General features: G+C 58.5%; 10 protein-coding genes and 1 pseudogene. 5 read left to right on the forward strand and 6 right to left on the reverse strand.

Annotated elements, in window-relative coordinates; all coding sequences use genetic code 11:
• From LH464_RS23160 to LH464_RS23180, 5 genes are all read right to left on the reverse strand, one after another.
• Positions 1 to 4,190 (reverse strand): two-partner secretion domain-containing protein (locus tag LH464_RS23160; RefSeq protein ID WP_226788778.1); only part of this gene is annotated, 4,190 nt, incomplete at its 3' end.
• Positions 4,191 to 4,294: 104 nt separating this feature from the next.
• Positions 4,295 to 5,992, reverse strand: coding sequence for a ShlB/FhaC/HecB family hemolysin secretion/activation protein (locus tag LH464_RS23165; RefSeq protein WP_226788779.1), 1,698 nt, complete (start codon positions 5,990 to 5,992; stop codon positions 4,295 to 4,297).
• Complete coding sequence (locus LH464_RS23170) at positions 5,992 to 6,810, reverse strand: tetratricopeptide repeat protein (RefSeq protein WP_226788780.1); 819 nt, start codon at positions 6,808 to 6,810, stop codon at positions 5,992 to 5,994. The genes LH464_RS23165 and LH464_RS23170 overlap by 1 nt, the downstream gene beginning before the upstream one ends.
• The gene (locus tag LH464_RS23175) at positions 6,810 to 7,325 is read right to left on the reverse strand and encodes an invasion associated locus B family protein (RefSeq protein ID WP_315859746.1); all 516 of its coding nucleotides are present in this window, start codon (positions 7,323 to 7,325) and stop codon (positions 6,810 to 6,812) included. Before LH464_RS23175 ends, LH464_RS23170 begins: the two co-directional genes overlap by 1 nt.
• Positions 7,326 to 7,334: 9 nt before the next feature.
• Positions 7,335 to 8,150, reverse strand: a complete 816-nt coding sequence (locus tag LH464_RS23180; protein WP_226788782.1) for a tetratricopeptide repeat protein — start codon at positions 8,148 to 8,150, stop codon at positions 7,335 to 7,337.
• 413 nt (positions 8,151 to 8,563) lie between these two features.
• On the opposite strand from LH464_RS23180, the gene LH464_RS23185 reads away from it, so the two are divergent.
• Together LH464_RS23185 and LH464_RS23190 are read left to right on the forward strand one after the other, a co-directional pair.
• Positions 8,564 to 9,007 (forward strand): translation initiation factor 2, encoded by a 444-nt coding sequence (locus LH464_RS23185; protein WP_226788783.1) that lies wholly within the window; start codon positions 8,564 to 8,566, stop codon positions 9,005 to 9,007.
• A gap of 212 nt (positions 9,008 to 9,219) precedes the next feature.
• Entirely contained in the window at positions 9,220 to 10,401 is a 1,182-nt protein-coding gene (locus tag LH464_RS23190; protein ID WP_226788784.1) for an HlyD family efflux transporter periplasmic adaptor subunit, read from the forward strand.
• Positions 10,402 to 10,631: 230 nt separating this feature from the next.
• Here LH464_RS23190 and LH464_RS23195 read toward each other — a convergent pair whose 3' ends face one another.
• Positions 10,632 to 11,657, reverse strand: coding sequence for an IS110 family transposase (locus LH464_RS23195; RefSeq protein ID WP_226788785.1), 1,026 nt, complete (start codon positions 11,655 to 11,657; stop codon positions 10,632 to 10,634).
• 260 nt (positions 11,658 to 11,917) lie between these two features.
• Here LH464_RS23195 and LH464_RS23200 point away from each other — a divergent pair.
• From LH464_RS23200 to LH464_RS23210, 3 genes and pseudogenes are all read left to right on the forward strand, one after another.
• Positions 11,918 to 12,419: pseudogene (locus LH464_RS23200) on the forward strand (IS110 family transposase); the annotation flags it as partial.
• A gap of 852 nt (positions 12,420 to 13,271) precedes the next feature.
• Positions 13,272 to 14,441: a TolC family protein gene (locus tag LH464_RS23205; protein ID WP_226788786.1), complete on the forward strand. Its 1,170-nt coding sequence runs from the start codon at positions 13,272 to 13,274 to the stop codon at positions 14,439 to 14,441.
• 497 nt (positions 14,442 to 14,938) lie between these two features.
• Positions 14,939 to 17,062 carry a type I secretion system permease/ATPase gene (locus LH464_RS23210; protein WP_226788787.1) on the forward strand — a complete coding sequence of 708 codons (2,124 nt, stop codon included), beginning with the start codon at positions 14,939 to 14,941 and terminating at the stop codon, positions 17,060 to 17,062.
• The last annotated feature ends 530 nt before the right edge of the window (positions 17,063 to 17,592 follow it).

Below are 17,592 nucleotides of genomic sequence, written 5' to 3' on the forward strand. Positions count from 1 at the left end.
CCTTCGATGGCGGTCAGATCGATATTGCCATCGGCGGAATTGAACTTTGAGCCGGCGGTGATGAGATTGCCGCTTTCGGCAATGATATCGATATCGCCACGTGCGCCGATGGTTACGCCGGTGTTGGTGACCTGCGTTGTCGAGACGGTTTTCTGCTTTTTGGAGAGGAAGCCCTTCTTCTTGGTCTGCGAATTGTAGACGTAGATGTCCTGGGCGGCGGCGAGGATGACGTCTTGTGCCGCGGCCAGCGTTACCGAACCGCCGCTGTCGATCCCGGTGCCGACAAGAATAGCACTGCCGCCAGCGACGACCTTGACGTCGCCCCCGGCGCCAAGCGAGGTCACATGGCTGGTGACCGTCTCGATGTCTTTGCTCGAGTTCTTCGCTTTGGCGTGGAACTCGCTGGTGGATTCAACCGCTGCGAGGATGACATCGCCGGCGGCCGACAGGCCGATCCCGCCCTCGGCCATCACGTCGACACCTGCCAGCACCAGATCGCCGAAGGTGACGATCGAAAGGTCGCCGCCGACATGGATCGACGAGGTCAGCTGGTCGGTGGCGGAAAGTGTCGAGCCGGGCCGGTTGAGCGTGTATTCATGTTCGAGCGCGGTGAGTGTGACGCCGGTCAGGCCGAGGATCGAGGCATCGGTCTGCGACTGGATGGTGACACCCTTGCCGGTAAAATCCTGTCCGGCGACGATGTCGATGCTGTGACCGTCGAGCGTGGTGTGTTCGAAGGTCATCGAGCCGAGCGCCGTCAGCGCCAGCTCGCCGGTATCGGCGGAGATGGTTCCGCCGGTCCCCGACAGGGTTCCGGCAGTGACCGAGACGTCCTTCTGTCCGAGGATCGACCCGTGGTGGTTGGCGACCTTGTCGCCGGTAATGGTGACGTCGCCGCCTTTGATCAGCGCGCCGTCGGTCTGCAATTGCAGCGGGCGTTCGGCAGGGTAGACCGTGCGCATGCCCGAACCATCGGGTGACGGTACCTGGACGGGCTTGTTCAGATAATCGACATCGACCTGGCCGACCGCGGTCTCGCCGCGCTTGAGGGCGGACAGCACCGCCTCATTGGTGTTGTTGATGAGATCGTCGCGATAGGCGAGCCTTGGCTCGGCCATCATGTAGTTGGAGGTGATGAAGTTGGCGTATTCGGTGAATTCCGGATTGGTTTCGGCAAGCGTGTTGAGGCCGGCGGCCAACAGCGCATCGCCCGAGGCCCCAGCTGTCAGACCAGGAATGAGGGGGGCCACCGGGCGGAGATTATTGCCGATCTGATGGGTGTCGAGCGGGATGACCGGGCCGTTATCGACCTCGGTCTGCGAGCCGGTGTCTGTGCTTGCGACCTTGCGGATATCGCTTCCGTTGCCCGAGACGGGGGCGGTGTAATCGTCGATGCGGCGGTCGATGAGCTCGAAATTCGTCAGATGGGCAAGCGGCACGCCGGCAAGCTCGCGGTCGCCTTCGACCTGCTGCTCGGCGATATAGGCGTTGAGCTTGTCCATGACGTCCTGGGTGGACATCTGCGACGAGTTGACGGTGGTGTTTTCCAGGTTGCCGGAGATCGAGACCGTGCCATTGGCCTCGATGCGGCCGCCGAAGGTGTCGTAGAAGTCGACTTTGCCCTCATGGCAGGTAAAGCAGCTCGGCTTCTTGTGAACCTCAAGCAGGACCTGGGTGGCGCCAATGGCCTGGTTCTTCACCTCATCCGCGGTGATCGTGATATCCTGGCCGGCCGAGACGTCACCATAGATGTTGTGAACCGTGTCGGCTTCGATATCGATGCTGCCTCCGGCGACCAGCTCGGCGAGGATACCGTCGTCGTTGAAGCGGTCCTGGTAGAGGATCTTGACGATGTCGTAGCCAGCCCCCGCCCCTGCCGTCATGGCAGCCCAAAGGTTGGTTGCCGAACCCACCAGGCGGTTGGTCACGGTCGTGACCAGTTCGCCTGTCTGCGGGTCGAAGTGCGTGGTTGTCTCAAGGAAGGCAGGGTTGAGGATTGCCTTCACATCGTCGGGAACTGTGGTTGCGCCAGATCCGAGGATGTCCCAGAGGCTTGCGTAGGCGGCACTGTACTGGGGCAGGATGTTGCCATTGGCGTCAAGGACGCTCGGGGCGAGCATTGCCTCGATGCTTGCTGCGGGATCGGGTGTGCCGGCGGCATTGGCCTTGGCATTCATATCCGCCCACAGCGTTGCAAAATCTGCCGCGATCGCCGTCCCGCTTGGTGCCAGAACACCTGGCTTGAGGATCGAGCGGCTTTCGGGCGACAGCGACGCACCACCGTTGACGACATCGGCCCACAGGGCTGCATAGGCGGCTTCATAGCCTGGCAGAATGCGACCATCGGCGCCGAGGAAGGCGGGATCGATCAGCTTGATGATCTGCTCGGAGGGGATGATGGCTTCGGCACTGCCGCGCTCCAGCCATTTGATGATCTGGCTGAGGCTGATCGTCGGGGCGCTGCCAAGGTTGTGCACCTCGTCGGCGCGGATTGTCAGATCGCCCTGGAAGGCTTCGATGCGCCCGCCGGTGTTCTGGATGAGATCGGCACGCTCGAGATCGGCATTGCCGGCGAGCGTTATCGTGTCGTTGGCCCAGATGACGCCGCCATCATTGAGGATCTGGCGGGCATAGAGCGACATGTCGTTGCCGGAGATCAGCACTGCGGCATTGGTGATCGCGCTCGCGGCCTCGATGGTCAGACTGTTGCCGGCCGAGACGATACCGGTATTGGCAAACGAAGCGGCCGATCGAAGGACGATGTCCTGGCTGCTCAGCGTTCCGGCATGGGAGGCGCCGCCGGCGCCTGCGGTGATTGCCAGCGTGTCAGCGGCCTTGATGAGGCCGTGTGTGTCCGTGGCTGCGGCGACAAGAGAAACCGTGCCGGCCTCGAGATGCGATTGCAGACCGGTTGCCATCGACTGGCCAGCTGCGATCGTCAGCTCGGAACCTGCCTTGATGTTTCCATCGACGACGGCGTTGGCGGCCGCATCGATGCTGATGTTGCCAGCTGACAGCGCAGCGTTTGCGGCAATGACGACATTGCCGCCGAGCGAGCGGATGTCGAGGTCTTGGCGGGCGGCGACAGAAGCGGCAATCTGGGCTGGCCCGACGCTTTCCAGCAGGATCGCGCCGCCGGATGCCTGTCCGGTAAAGGTCAGTGCCGCCATTGTTCTGATATCGACGAGATCGTCGTTTTCCGAGACGACCGATCCTTCGAGCTGAAGCGGACCTTGCGCCCGGATGGCAACCTTCTGCCTGGCCTTCAACCCCTCGCCTGCCGAGCCAAGCGTCAGCTTGCCGGCGGCACTGATGGCGATATCGGTGCTGGAGGCCATGGTGCCGTCGAGGCGCACACCGACACCGCGTTCGGTCGCCACCATCTGGATGGCGTTGGCGTACATGCCACCCAGGGCTGCGACATCGACGGCAAGGGCCGGCGCACCGCCCGATCCGGCCTGCGGGGTAACGCCGGTGACCTGGCCGGTCTGTGGATCGTAGGACCAGTTGTAATCGACGATATTGGCGCCAGCGACAATGTTCAGGCTGTCGGCGCGCATCTTGCCGTAGATGGCAGCCGCGCGGGAGATCACATCGACGCGGGATGTGTCGTCCATGCCAAGGCGGCCTTGCGGATTGAGGCCGGCTGCCCCGACGGTCACCGTTCCCTGTCGAACGTCGAACCCCTGGAGGGCGCCCGATGGCGAAAAGCGCGGCTTGCCGGTGGTGAGGGTGGCGCGATCGGTGTTGACGAAGCCGCAGCCGTTGCAGGTGATGCCGTATTCGTTGGCCAGGATGACATCGAGGCGCTGACCGGCCACCTCGAGGATACCGTTCAGTTGCGTCTGGCTGCCGCCGACCACCTCGCCGATCCACAGCCTTGCGGCCTGGCCGGGGGCCAGGTTTGGATTGCCCTCGATCCATCCGCCAAGCTGGGTGTCGACATTGGCTGCTGAATTGTTGACGATCAGGTCGCCGGCGGAGAACCGGTCATAGACGTCATGGGAAACGCCGGCGCCATTGGGCGTGGCGATGTTGAGAATGTCGGTTCCGTTGTAGGCCTGGTCCACCCGCGGGCGTGCCGTGTCAGGCAGCGTATGATGGATCTCGCCGGCCTGCAGGATGGCGGGTTGAAGGGCAATCACCGTGGCGAGGAAGGCGTTAAACAGCTTCCCAATTGTCGTCGTCATCGTAACGCCCCTCATGCCATGCGACATCTGCCATCCCCTGGCGTCTGCCGTGCCGTTTGATTGTGTTGCTTTCGCCAGGCGTTTTTTGCCGGCGTCGCTGTTGGTTAGAAGCTGACGCCAAGCCCCAGGAAGGCGACCGTCCGCCCCGCCTCGAAGTCGGATGGACGATCGAGTGCGTGGGCGATTTCGGCGGTCAGGTTGAGCCGTTGGCGGAATTTGATGTTTGCGCCGATGCTTGCACCGACGAGATGATGCTGATCCCAGTCGCGCAGGGCCGATGGTCGCAGCACCCCGAAATCCAGGCCGGCGCTGAGGCGAATATCGAGCTCATCCGAGCGATGGGCGGTCCATTCCAGCGTGTTGTGGAGAAAGACGCCGCTGTCGCCATAGAGATTGTCGTCATGGAAACCGCGCACGTTCGACCAGCCGCCGATCGAGAACTGTTCGGAGCCCGGCAGGATGTCGTCGCCGTACTGGGCAGACAGCTGGGCGCTGTAGACGAGATCGGTCTTGGCGATCGGCTTTTGATAGTCGAGCCGGGCAAACACCATCTGGAACTGCGGATCGACGATGCTCTTGTCGAGCACATAGGCGTCGAATGCATCTAGGCCGAAGCGAATACCGGCGTCCCAGGCAAGGCCTGCATCGTCGAACTTTGTCTCGCCCCTGAGCCCCAGCGTGGCGATCGTCAGGTTGCGGCGCTGGCTCTCGATCTCGAAGTCGTCGATATAGCTGCGGCTCCGGGTGAGCTTGAGCTCGCCATAGGCATAGTATTTGCTGCGCTGATCCCTCATCAGCAAACGTTCGGCCGACAGCGTCACATGGTTGGTGCGGCCGCTGACCGGATAAGACTGGTTGATGCCGTCGAGCATGAAAAAATAGCGGCTGGCGCCGGCGTCCAGCCCGAAGGACCAGTTTCCGTAAGGGACGGATGCATTGAGCGACAGACTGTCGGAATAGCGGCGCGAGCGCGGATCGAAGGGCGTCGTCGTCAGGCCGACGCTGATCTGGTCGTTGATGCCGACGAGGTTGTCCATTCCCAGGCTGGCCGAGCTCTTGACGACGCCGGTTGTCTCGAAGCCGGTATTGTTGCTCGACGAGGATGCCCAGTACCGGCGGCCGTCTTCGGCAAGCACCTGAACGAAAGAGCCGCCATTGGCCTGCCCGGGGACGAGCTGGAATTTTGCGTTGGCCGATCGTGGGCTGTTGTAGTTGTCGAGACCCTGTTCGAGATCGCGCAGGTTCAGTAGGTCGCCGCGGTCGGTGGGGAAGGCGCCGGCAATACGAGCATCGGCCGGCCGGCCGTCCCCGTAGACGTAACCTTCGATGTGCCCGGGGATGACGGTGATTTCCAGCACGCCCCTGGAGATGTCCTGTTCGGGCAAATAGGCGCGCGTGGTGATGTACCCGCGTGACTGATAGTCGGCATTGATGCGGTTGAGAGCGGCCGCAATGTCGGCAGCTGTCGAACAACGATCGAGGAGTTGGCGATGACCTTGCGGCTGGCGACCGAAGGCCTCATGCCCGGTGATGCGGATCTGCCTGATCTGAAAGCAGGGTCCACCGGGTGCCGGTGACAGGGGATCAGCACCTTCGGGGCCCCCCAGGCGGCTCGTGCGCGCCCGTGCAGCATCACGTCGGCTGCGCTCTGCCAGCGCCTCGGCGTTTGCCTGGTTTTGCAGGCTGTCGCGCAGGGTGCGTTCGACATCCGTGACGGACTGGGCGCTCGCCTGCCCTGTGGCAAGGCCGGCCAGGATGAGCCATCCGGCAAAATGCCAGTGTTTTACACGCGACAATGTCATCAGTCGCCCTTTGGCGCAGGTGCGGCTTTGAAGGCGCGCGCGTTTGCTTGAGCGGCCGCGACATCGTCCGGGCGCATGGACGCGGTCAATTGCTCAAGCGCCTCACTGGCTTTGTCGAAGCCCCGCGCCGAAGCGAGATTGAGATTTGTGTGGGCAGCGCGCAGGTTCTGCGGGCTATCGCCGTCATGAAGATGAAACAGCGCCGTCTCGTAGAGCCCAAGCGCATTGCCCAGTTGCGCCGAGCGCTCGAAATAGCCGCGCGCCTTGTCCAGATCGCCTTCCTGGGAGCCGGACTTGTAAAGCGACCCGAGCGTGTTGAGTGCCAGGACATGGTCCCGTTCGCCAGCCTGGCGGTAAAGGGCCAGTGCCCGTTCGATGTCCCGATCGGTTCCCTTGCCCTCGAAATACATCTTTCCCAGATTGAAGGTGCCGTTGGCGTCGCCGGCCTCTGCTGCGCGCGCAAACAGCGCAAGCGCCTGGGGGTAATTTTGGCCGACGCGCTGCTCGCCCCGGTAGTACATCAGGGCAACGCGGTTCAGGCAGGCGGGATGGCCCGCCTCCATCCCGCGCCGGTAAAGCACTGCGGCGGAAACAGGGTCGCGATCGACGCCCAGTCCAAGCTCAAGCATGCGGGCGGCGGCATAGGCGCCCTCGCCGTCACCGTCGGCAAAAGCCCTGGAGAAACTCATGAACGCCGCCTCGTAGCGCCCTGCCTCAAAAGCCGCCTGCCCCTCCTCCAGCGCTCCGGCCGCAACCCCGGTGGCGGCGAGCATCAGGCCCGCGGCCGCAGCCAGCAATGAATATCTGTTGGCGGTCATTATTGGCGCTCCCCGTTGGCGAACCTGGCATAGGTGCGGGCAAACCCGTTCAGCGAGACAGGCAGCTCGATCCCCTTGTCTTTCGCGGTCCAGACGTGGATTTTGGCGATGTTTCCCTTGGCGAAGGCGTCGAGAACCGGATCCGAGAGCTTGAAGCCGGCGTGACAGCCAACTGCGTCACACATCTCGAAATGCGCCTTGAAGGGGCGGCGTGTGTCGACCTGCAGCTGGATCCCCGGGACCAGAAAGACACGCAGCGGCGCGGTCAGAACCGCAAAGTGGTCTTTCGAACCGGCTGCCGCCGAAATAGTGAGCATGAAGTCAGGTGGACCGCCGTCAGGGCGAGATATCGGATGCACCATCTGGCACCGGCCAGGCACAGCCGCTGATGCACAGCTGATCCGCCACTCTCCAGCCGGCGTTTGTGCGTTCGCAAGGCCAGAAGCAGCGACAAAAGCCAAAAGGCCAGCAAACGCACGCCGCACCCGGCGCACCCCTTGCATTCCCCTCGCCATGACGAAGCCCTAAGGCTTGGTCTGTTCGATCGGCACGGCCTTCCACGACCGTGCGAACGCCTGGGCCTTGGTGAGGTCCTCGGCAGAAAGCTGGGCGGCAATAGTGTCGCGCAGGGCAATGGCCTCCGGCTGACCGCGAACCCCTGCCATATTGGCATAGGCATGCGCCTTGATCGGATCCGCCTCGACCCCCGATCCGTCGGCATAGGCCCTGGCCAGTTCGAACATGCCCATCGGGTTGCCGGCGGCCCCAGTCTTCTGGAAATATTCGACAGCTTTGGCCGGGTCCGCGCTCACGCCGCTGCCATCGCGATAGGCCTGGCCGATATAGTTGAGTGCGGCGACATTGTTTTGTGCCGCCGCCTTCTGCCAGTAGGCAAGCGCCCGGACCCAGTCCTGAACCACGCCCTTACCCTCGGAATAAAGCAGTCCGCAGTTGAATTGTCCGTTGGCATCGCCGGCATCCGCCGAGGCGCAAATGAGTTCCGAGGCGCGGGCGTAATCCTGCAGGACTGTCTCGCCGCTCAGATACATCAGTCCCAGCCGGTTTTGCGCCTTGGCACTGCCCTTTGAGACTGCTGCGGCATAGAGTTCGGTTGCCCGGCGCAAGTCGCGGTCGGTGCCCAGGCCCATCTCGAAGAGCCGGCCGATATAAAACGCGCCATCGGCATTGCCGGCCTCGAACGCCGCCTGGAACTGCTTGACCGAATCGGCCGGATTGCCGCTCTCCAGCAGCCGGATGCCCTCGGTGACATCCGCGCGCGCGATATTAGCCGCTGCGGCAGCCAGCAAGGTTGCCAGCAGGTACTTCGATAGTCTGTTCATTGCAACCCTAGCCCTTGACGGCGCACGCCGCCCCATCGCCTCATGTATTGAGATACCATACGTATATCATACAACGAGTCAATACACCTGCGGGTTGGTTAGTCGCCAACAATCAAGAAACGCCCACCCAGCACCCGCAGCATTCGCCGCTGTTAGCTGCTGAAGTCCTTGATCTAGAGGGGTATCCACAATTCGCGCCGAGAAGCTTTGCGATGATTCTTCAACGGTTCTACTTGGGAGTGGAGCGCCGCACGTCGAAAAGCCATAGCAAAGAATTTATGCGCTTCGAGCTGTTGCGCTGACGTACACAATGCAATAACAAGATATTTTCAATTTATCTGTTAATCGAGGCGTCGCACGGTGACGCTGCGATTATTCTTTACAATCTCCAATGTCCGCGGGGCTCCGACAAGATGTCTAGCAAACTGATCGTTATTTTTGGCATCGCATCGGCGCTTGCTTCATGCGGTACAATAACCCGCGGCACGTCCGAAGTGGTCATCATTCGAGCTGAGCCGGATGACGCGAAGATTACTACCTCCTTGGGCCACGTTTGCAAGTCACCATGCAAGGTCGACGTCAGTCGTAAGACAGAGTTTACTGCCTACGCCGAAAAGCCCGGATACAAACGCGGCAGCCACGAAATTAAAACCAAGGCAAGCGGTAAGGGCGCCGCAAGTATGGCAGGCAACGTCCTCATCGGGGGAGTTATCGGCCTCGCTACGGACGCGGCAACTGGTGCGGCGTTGGATCATTACCCGAACCCCGCAACCATCGTGCTTGAGCCAACCGCCAGGCCCGCGACGGCCAGGCCAAAACCTGCGAAGAAACGCTCCTCAGGCAGGCCAATCTCCTGATTATTTCGAGTGCATTCATTCGTCATTGTTGCGACTGCAATAATCAACAACGCACATTCCGAAGCGAGCCCGGGGAGAGGAATTAACGTGTTCCGATATAAGAGGTTAGGCATTACGGCGAACCTCACGGGCCTTGGCCTGTTTGGAAATTCTCAGGTGACGTTCGAGCCCGGTGCGACGCACGTCCAGACCTTCCTGCTTCCGACGTAAAAATGAGTGCACCCTTTCATCTGCCGGCTTCCTCGGGTTTATCCCGCAGAGGCGAAAACCGCCCTTCGGCCATCGTGTGGATTGGACTGGCAGCCATCACCGCATTGCTTGTCTGGTCCTATCACTCGCCACTTGAAGAAATCTCGTCAGGAACCGGAAAAGTAATTCCCTCGTCAAAGGCGCAGACCATCCAGTCCCTTGAGGGCGGTATTTTATCGGAGATGATGGTTAGCGAAGGTGACATAGTCGACCAGGGCCAAACACTAGCTGTGCTCGATGATACCCGGTTTCGGGCTCAATTCGGCGAACTGGACTCGAAGATCCTGTCGCTTGAGGCCGCCGCTGCGCGGTTGCGGGCTCAGATGTCAGGCAAAGACCTGGAATTTCCAGAAATCGTTCAAAGTGATCCTGATCTCATGGATCGCGAGAGAAGCTTATTCAAAGCCCACAAAGAGGCGCTCGAAAGCAATCTAGGCGGACTCGAGGAAACACTTTCCCTGACGTCCCAGGAGTTGAAGCTGACGGAGCCGCTCGTGGCACGAGGGGCAGCAAGCGCTGTAGAAGTCATAAGGCTGAAGCAGCAAGTTGTGGAATTGCGGCGGAAAGTGAATGAGCTCAAAAGCCAGTACGAGGTCACGGCAAAGGAATCATACACAAAAACCATGGCAGAGCTGGATTCCCAGATTAAGTTGAATGAAGGCCGCCGCGACCAGCTCGATCGAACCTCGATAACCGCGCCTTTGAGAGGCATCGTTAAAAACATCGAGGTCACGACAGTTGGGGGTGTCATCGCTCCCGGCGGGACCATCATGGAAATCGTCCCCGTGGAGGATCAGCTTCTTATTGAAACTAAGGTTAATCCGCGCGACATCGCATTCGTCCGACCGGGCATGGACGCGCTGGTAAAGTTGACGGCTTACGACTATTCTATCTACGGTGCGCTGGACGGTGTCGTGCAACGTATTTCCCCCGATACGCTCATCGACGAGGTTGATAAGCGCATCATCTATTACCGGGTCTATGTGAAGACCAGTCGCTCGTATTTGCAAACCGCCGATGGCAAGGATCACGCAATCATGCCGGGTATGATCGCAACCGTAGAGTTCAAGACGGGCTCTAAAACCGTCTTTGAGTATCTCGTCAAACCTCTTAACAAGCTCAATGAAGCTCTTCGAGAAAGATGACTGTCAATCGGCCCTTTAATTGCGGGACTTAGTCAAGCCTGTTTTGTCCGTGCCGGGGTCATGGTCCTTTTCGAGGTCATGGCCTCATGATGATGTTCGGGTCGGATGCCTCAACGTGCGGAGCGCGGTTGTTTGAGCCGCAGCCGATTGAGCGAGGTCACCGCAACCACCGTCCCGGCGGGACATCACAGGCCCAAGGCAGCCCTGCGATCTCGGGTGAATGTTCAGTGTCAGGCCGGCTCTTTGCCCCACTGGAACGAGGTGCCATCGATCCAGATGCAGTGCAGGATGACGGCCAGTTTGCGAGCAACAGCGACCTGTGCCTTCTTCATGCCGCTGCGTTTCGCCAGCCGCAGTCCCCAAGCTTTCAGCGCGCACCAGCGCCGAGTCCGATGGAGCAACACACTGGCTGCTTCGAATAGATACGTTCGCAGCAAACGATCGCCCCATCGAGACACATGGCCGATGGTATCCGTTTCGCCCGACTGCTTGCGTCGCGGCGTTAGACCGAGATAGGCACCCACGGATGTTGCGCTTCGAAAGCGGGACGGATCGTCGATCGTATGACGGAAGGTCAATGCCGTTACCACGCCAATGCCCGGCACGGTCATCAACCGCCTTGTCGTCTCGTCTGCTCGAGCCATCTGTCGGACCTGGCGGTCCAACCCGTCAAGCTCTCGGCAAACATAGGCATGCACGGAGAGCAGTGGTAGCAAAATCGGCCAAAGCACGTGATCGTCTCCGGTCAATTCGGTGACGCAGCGCTGGAACTGACCTGCGATGGCGCGAGGGAAGATTAGTCCGCATTCTTTCAGCATCGATCGGACCTGATTTTCGAGATCTCGTCGCATCGTCCCGAGCCGGGAACGCGCGATCAGCATCGAGCGGACCTGTTGGCTGGCCTCACTCTTCACCGCAACCTCGCGATACCATCCGATCCGAACCAGTTCGGCTAGGCCGCGCGCGTCGTTCTCATCGCTCTTGTTCATCCGGACGGACAGAACCGCATGTGCGTGCCGCGCGTCGATACAGACCACCGGCACGCCGGTCCTCTTCAGTTCATGCCAGAGCCAGCTCGACATAGCACCGGTCTCGAAGCCAACGCGCTCCGCATCCGGGGCCTTCTTCGCCAGAAGCGCCGCCAAAGCGCCAGGATCCGATTTCGCCCGGCCCTCGAAGAGCAGGCGACCGGTCTCGTCAACGACGCAAACAGCAGTTTCCTTCTGTGAGACGTCCAATCCGACATACTGTTTCACTGTGATGTCCTCCCGTTGTCACTGGGACCAGTCTGCCACCATCGAGGAGACTGGGACATGCCGGCAGCAATTACGTCATCGTTCGGAATGTTGGCCCCTTATCGGCGTCCATGTTCACCCCCTGAAGCCGACCAGCTCTTGGCCTGCCCGGCGCTGGCCGGAGTTGCATAGGGTAGGCCAAGTGCGGGTGATGTCGTTCTTCGGCTTTAGGTCCCGTGAGGAGTGAACAACCGGCCGACGCTCTGGCAGAGTGAGGCTGCATCGAAACACTCGCAGAGCAGTTTAAACCTCCATCCATTCATCCGACCGCTGTTCGCACTGATCTTGGCGCAATTTTCTGTCCTTGGAACTGAGCCGATCGACCTGTAACTTCGTTGTTGCCGCGCAACGGCGAGAAGATGGCGAAGCATGTAGTGGACGGTGGAAATGTCGCCGAGGTGCTGGATCGGTTTGAGCAGCTACAACTGAAGGCGCGGTTGCGAACAGGAAAGTCATTCCCATCGTGAGGATCCAGGAGGCCGGATTGCACGGCTCGATACATCGCGTGCTGGAAGCCCACGGCATCGAGAGTTATGTTGTTGACGCAGATTCGATCGCTACCTCCCGTTGATGCCGCCGTGCGAAGACCGACAGATCGATGGAGAGGGTCTGACGCGCACATTGCTCGCCTTCAAGCGCGGCGAGCCACGTGTATGTGCGATGGTCAGAGCGCCAGATCCGAAGGACCAAGATCGGCGGGGCTTGCGGACAAGAAACGTACTAGCGCCTGTTATCGGATCTTCCAACTCACGAAGCGGATACTTGCGTCATCAGTGCATCACTTTGCAAAGCATCGCCAAGAATGGCTGTTTCGGAAGTAATACATCAGGTGGGAAGCCCTAGCTGGAGTCAGCCACCACTTCACCAACACCACTCGTTTGGGGGACTGTCGGTATACCGATCTAGCCGGCCTGCAAGCTATTCAATCGGGCGGGCGGAAAAACATCGATTGCGGACAGAGGTTATTCGGATTGAACAAGGCTGCAATGCCAATAAATTAAGGAACAATTAACCATCCCCGATGTATATCAGACCTATCGCAGATGACGGCAAACGGGTGCTCTTATGGGTGTAAAACTCCAATTATTGAACGCCTTTCGCTTGCGGGCATGTATTGCCTTATCCTTTATGCCCCTGTTGACGGCGCCATTGCTGGCTGGGCCGAGGGAACATCAACAAAACTACCAGATGTTCACAGGGTCTTCGAATTCAGAGGGCGGGTGGTGGAGTGCCTCTCCGTTTTCCCCGAGTGCACGGTTTCTAGCGCGTTCAAAAATCGATCAGCACGCACTTCCAATGGGTTCATTCGTCAGTGCCTCTTTGATCCCGAGGTCCAAAGCGAGCGTCTTTGGAAAACGATCTTCGTCCACGGGCCAGCTTGAGAGAATAGTGATCCCGGTCACAATTCAAGAGATCGCGCTTCGCCCCTCCTTGAGCACCGACGATAGTCAGGCGTTGCGGGAGCTAGCATCCCTTCCTGACGGACAGATTGCAAGGCACCTAGCTTTAGGGGGCCGAGCAAATAGGGACGACCGCACTGCGAAAAACGGGTTGAGCCTGATGCGGGTAATCCAAATGGCAGCCAGGCGTCATCCCGACATTCATTCAGCCGAAGCGCTCCTAAACAGGGAGCGCTCAGGCGTGATCGTAGCTCAGGCGGCGAGATATCCGCAGGTCTCTTTCGACAGCGGGGTAGGTAACTCCTTTTCCAATTCGAGACAAGGCGCTGGTCGACAGAATGGAAGTATAGGTGTGACAGCCGAGTTGCTCCTGTATGACTTTGGGAAGACTCCTGCCGCTATAGGCGCTGCAAAATCCAACGAAACTGCAGCGGACGTGCAAGTCGATGCAGTAACGGAAAGAATCGCGGCTGAAACATCCGCAAAATATCTGGCGTCACTGCGTGCTACAGCGCTGAGACAGGCCTCGCAGGATTATTTGGAATCTCTTACACGACTGCACGCGATCATCAGCTTGCGCGAGGAAAGCGGCGTTTCAGATCGAGCTGATGTTTTACTGGCCGACGTTATCTTGAATGGGGCCCGAGCCGGCCTTCTCGCTGCTGAAACGAACGAACGCGCGGCCAGATCATCGATATCCAGTGCTATCGGAATAGATCCCCCAGTGCTTCAGCCAGTCGCTCGCCCGCTTTCACGGATTGACAAAGCTCTTAATGTTCATCGGCTGGAATCGCATCCCGAGATCCTCTCGGCGAAGCAGCAGGCTGTCTCGGCACGCTATGAACTTGCAGCAGAGAAGGCATCGATTTATCCACGATTAGCCTTACAGGGTTCCTACGGTGTGGATCCCTACGATCCCAGCAGTCATGGCGGTTCGCTGATGGTTACTCTCAAGGGAAATCTCTATCAAGGCGGGGCTCAGGGCGCCCGCGTCCAGGCAGCATCAAGCAATGAAGTTGCCGCCCTGACGCAGGTGGAGTCAATCCGAATGCAAAATGAAGCCCGCTTTAAGGTTGCCGAACAGGATGCTGCTGGTGCCGCCAGCCGTAAAGAAATCGTCGAACAGCAGTTGAATGATGCTTATGCGTCGCGAGATCTCTTCTTTGAGCAATATACGCTGGGTAAACGGACACTGTCTGAGCTTTTGACGGCTGAAGGAAGCATTTATCAAGCGCAGGTCGCGCAAATTGAAGCCGAGCACGATGGATATAACGCTGTTCTCCAGAAGGCGATAGCGCTCGGGATCGTGTTTAGGAGCCTTGGATCTTCACGGAGCGAAACATGACAAGCCCGTCACCTTGACTTTAGGGGGCCACGACGGAGCGTTAATGGTTCGGGATCCCGCCTAGGCAAAGGCGGTCGCACGCCCCTCTTCGGCAAATCCACTACCTACCGCGATGTCTAGTGAGCGTCACTTCAGCGATCGTTCACCACTGGCCTCCAGCGGTCCAGAAAACGAACGGGCCTCGTGGCAGATGCTTGGGCTAAGACGCTCATTTCAGCGCCCGTCGCAGTCAAAATTAGGCTCACTTGTATCCAATAGTCTCCTATGATACATTCATCACGTTCTCCATGCCAATACAAACGCTTCCGTTGGACGTTCGCGTATTTGCCAACTCGTACGAGCTCCGGAGTGCGCTGCATCTATACGTAGAGGGAACTTATGACTTGCTTTGAGGTCGACGTCGGCACCCGTTCTGATGCCGCCGGACCGGTCCAACCCTTTACTCCCGGTGCGGCCGACCCGCTGGTGGGTCCATCACCTTACAACCTGGTGTCCAAATGAACCACAGTCTAAATAGCTGGGCCGTCGCAATCGAAGTAGTCGCGCGCTACCACGGACGTGCCGCATCGGCGGATATGATCCGGCAGTCTTTCCTTTGGGCGGCCGACAAGCCACTAGAAGAATTACTGACCTACGTGACGCGCCGTGTGGGCTTGACAGGCGAACTCATCAGCCGAAGCATATTTGATATTCCGTCTTATGTCCTTCCCATCATTGCTGAGCTGAAGGATGGAAATGTCGCAATCGTCACGACTGTAGGTGACGAAACGATTTCCTTATTGCGGGTCGATTCTTCCGCTTCGATGGAGCGGGTAATGACGCGAGAGGAAGCTGGCGAGCTATTCTCTGCGCGGCTATTCATGCTGAGTCCGGCAGCTTCGGTTCGAGACAGCCAGCTGGGCAGGTATCTTGCAGCCTATTCACCCTCATGGTTCTGGTCGCTCCTTTTTGCGGACAAACGCCGTCACCTTGAGATCGGAGTGGCTTCGTTTCTCGCCAACCTGCTAGCACTGGCGAGCTCTCTTTTTTCGATGCAGGTGTGGGACAGGGTTGTACCTTCGCAGTCACTTTCTACCCTATGGGTATTGGTTTCCGGTGTTTTTGTCGCGGTCATGTTTGAGTTTATGCTGCGTGTTTCGCGGGTGACAATCGCTGATACTCTCGGGAAAAAAGTGGATCGCACGATATCGAGTATGGTCTTTGGGCGGGCTTTGGATATCTGCAATGATGCCCGGCCTAAGTCGACTGGCGCATTTATTGCGCAGCTGCGAGAAACCGAAACGATCAGAGAATCCCTAGCTTCAACGACAATTACGGCTGCAATTGATATTCCCTTCGCAATTACGTTCTTGTTTGTAATCTGGGCAGTTTCAGGCCCGCTGATCTGGGCTGTCGCCTTAGCCCTGCCGTTGATTATTGTGCCTGGCCTACTAATTCAGATCCCACTGTCAAAAATGTCAAATCTTGCCTCGAGAGAAGGAGCGCTTAGGCATGCCATCTTGGTGGAGTCGATTGCCGGAATCGAAGACATCAAGGCCCTCCAGTCCGAAGGGCGGTTTCATCGACTTTGGGACCAGTATTCGGTGGCGTCTTCGGATGTCGCTCTGAAGCAAAAACAGTATATCTCGACCTACATATTCTGGATCTCGTCGGTACAGCAAATATGCTACGTTACCGTGATCATCCTTGGCGTTTACATGGTGCTGGCCGGCGATCTAACCACCGGTGCTGTCATTGGTGCTAGTATCCTAACCAGCCGCGCCCTGGCACCATTCGCCCAGTTCGCCCAGATCTTCACGAAATGGCAAGCAACTAAAACGGCGCGCAAGGGACTGGATGAATTGCTCCAGAAGCCCATAGATCATCAAGCGGGAGCTGGGCAGCTGCGTCGGACTTTCATCAACGGCGAATATGAACTGAGCAGCGTCGATTTCGCTTATGATCTGGAGCAAGGTCCCAACCTGCGTATCTCTAGCTTGCAGATTCGGCCCGGCGAAAAAATTGCAATCATCGGGCGCAACGGTGCAGGGAAATCGACCCTTTTGAGATTACTTGCCAACGCGATACCGCCCACCAACGGGACCATCTCTATCGATGGCACGAATATGCGCCATATCGACGTTGGTGATGTGAGGCGACATGTTGCACTGCTTACGCAAGATAGCCGGCTGTTTTTTGGGTCTCTTTTGGAAAACATAAAACTGGGGGCACCATTGGCAACTGATGAGGCAGTCAAACACGTTTTACACCTAAGCGGCGCAGATTTGATTGTTAAGTCTCTACCCAAGGGGCTTGAGACGACTATCCTTGAAGGAGGCGCTGGATTGTCGGGTGGACAGAAACAGTCAGTGATGTTGGCCCGCACATTTCTTCGTGATTCTTCTGTGGTTCTACTCGATGAACCCACAGCTTCGCTTGATGAGGCGTCGGAAAGGCAGTTGCTGGCAAGGATGGTACCTTGGCTGGCGGGTAGGACGTTCATCATCTCCACCCACCGCCCCACCATGCTCGAACTGGTTGACCGCATTATCGTCATGGACCAGGGACGTATCATCCTCGATGGTGCAAAGGAACTCGTTCTTCAGCGGCTTAGCGGGGCTGCCGAGGGTGATGGGAGGTGAGGAGGTCGATGACTTTCCTAGGCTTCGTATTTGCTCTCCCAAACCCGCGTTTGCTTCTATCACATAATGACAGTTGACGCGTGACCAGCGCCTCGTCAAGAGGTCGTACTAAACGGCGCCTGAGTAAAGCCCCTCCAAATTGCGGAGAGACTACAGACGGATAGCCCAATCTCTACAGGTAGCGCCGACGGTTCAGACTTTCATCACAGTATCGATAAAGCAACAGACTCATCAATACCGATAAAGTCTGACCGATACCAATTGTAGCATAAGTTTTATCATATATACTGGGATCAGGAATTTAGCCTGGGCGGCGCTCTTGTGAAGATCGAACGCCCAAACCAGCTCATAGGGGCCGATTGGCGACAACTGACATCGTTTCTCCCACGTGGCAACCAAGGCTGGACCTTGGAATATCAGTAGGACGAAGAGAAATGTCGAAGACACTTGCAGTAGCCATGGCAGGCATAGGTCTGGCATCGTTGACTTACTCGATGACAGCTTCCGCGGCCGGTGGCCCCTTCCCCCAC

Source organism: Pseudorhizobium xiangyangii, from assembly GCF_020531965.1.
GTDB classification, from domain to species: domain Bacteria; phylum Pseudomonadota; class Alphaproteobacteria; order Rhizobiales; family Rhizobiaceae; genus Neorhizobium; species Neorhizobium xiangyangii.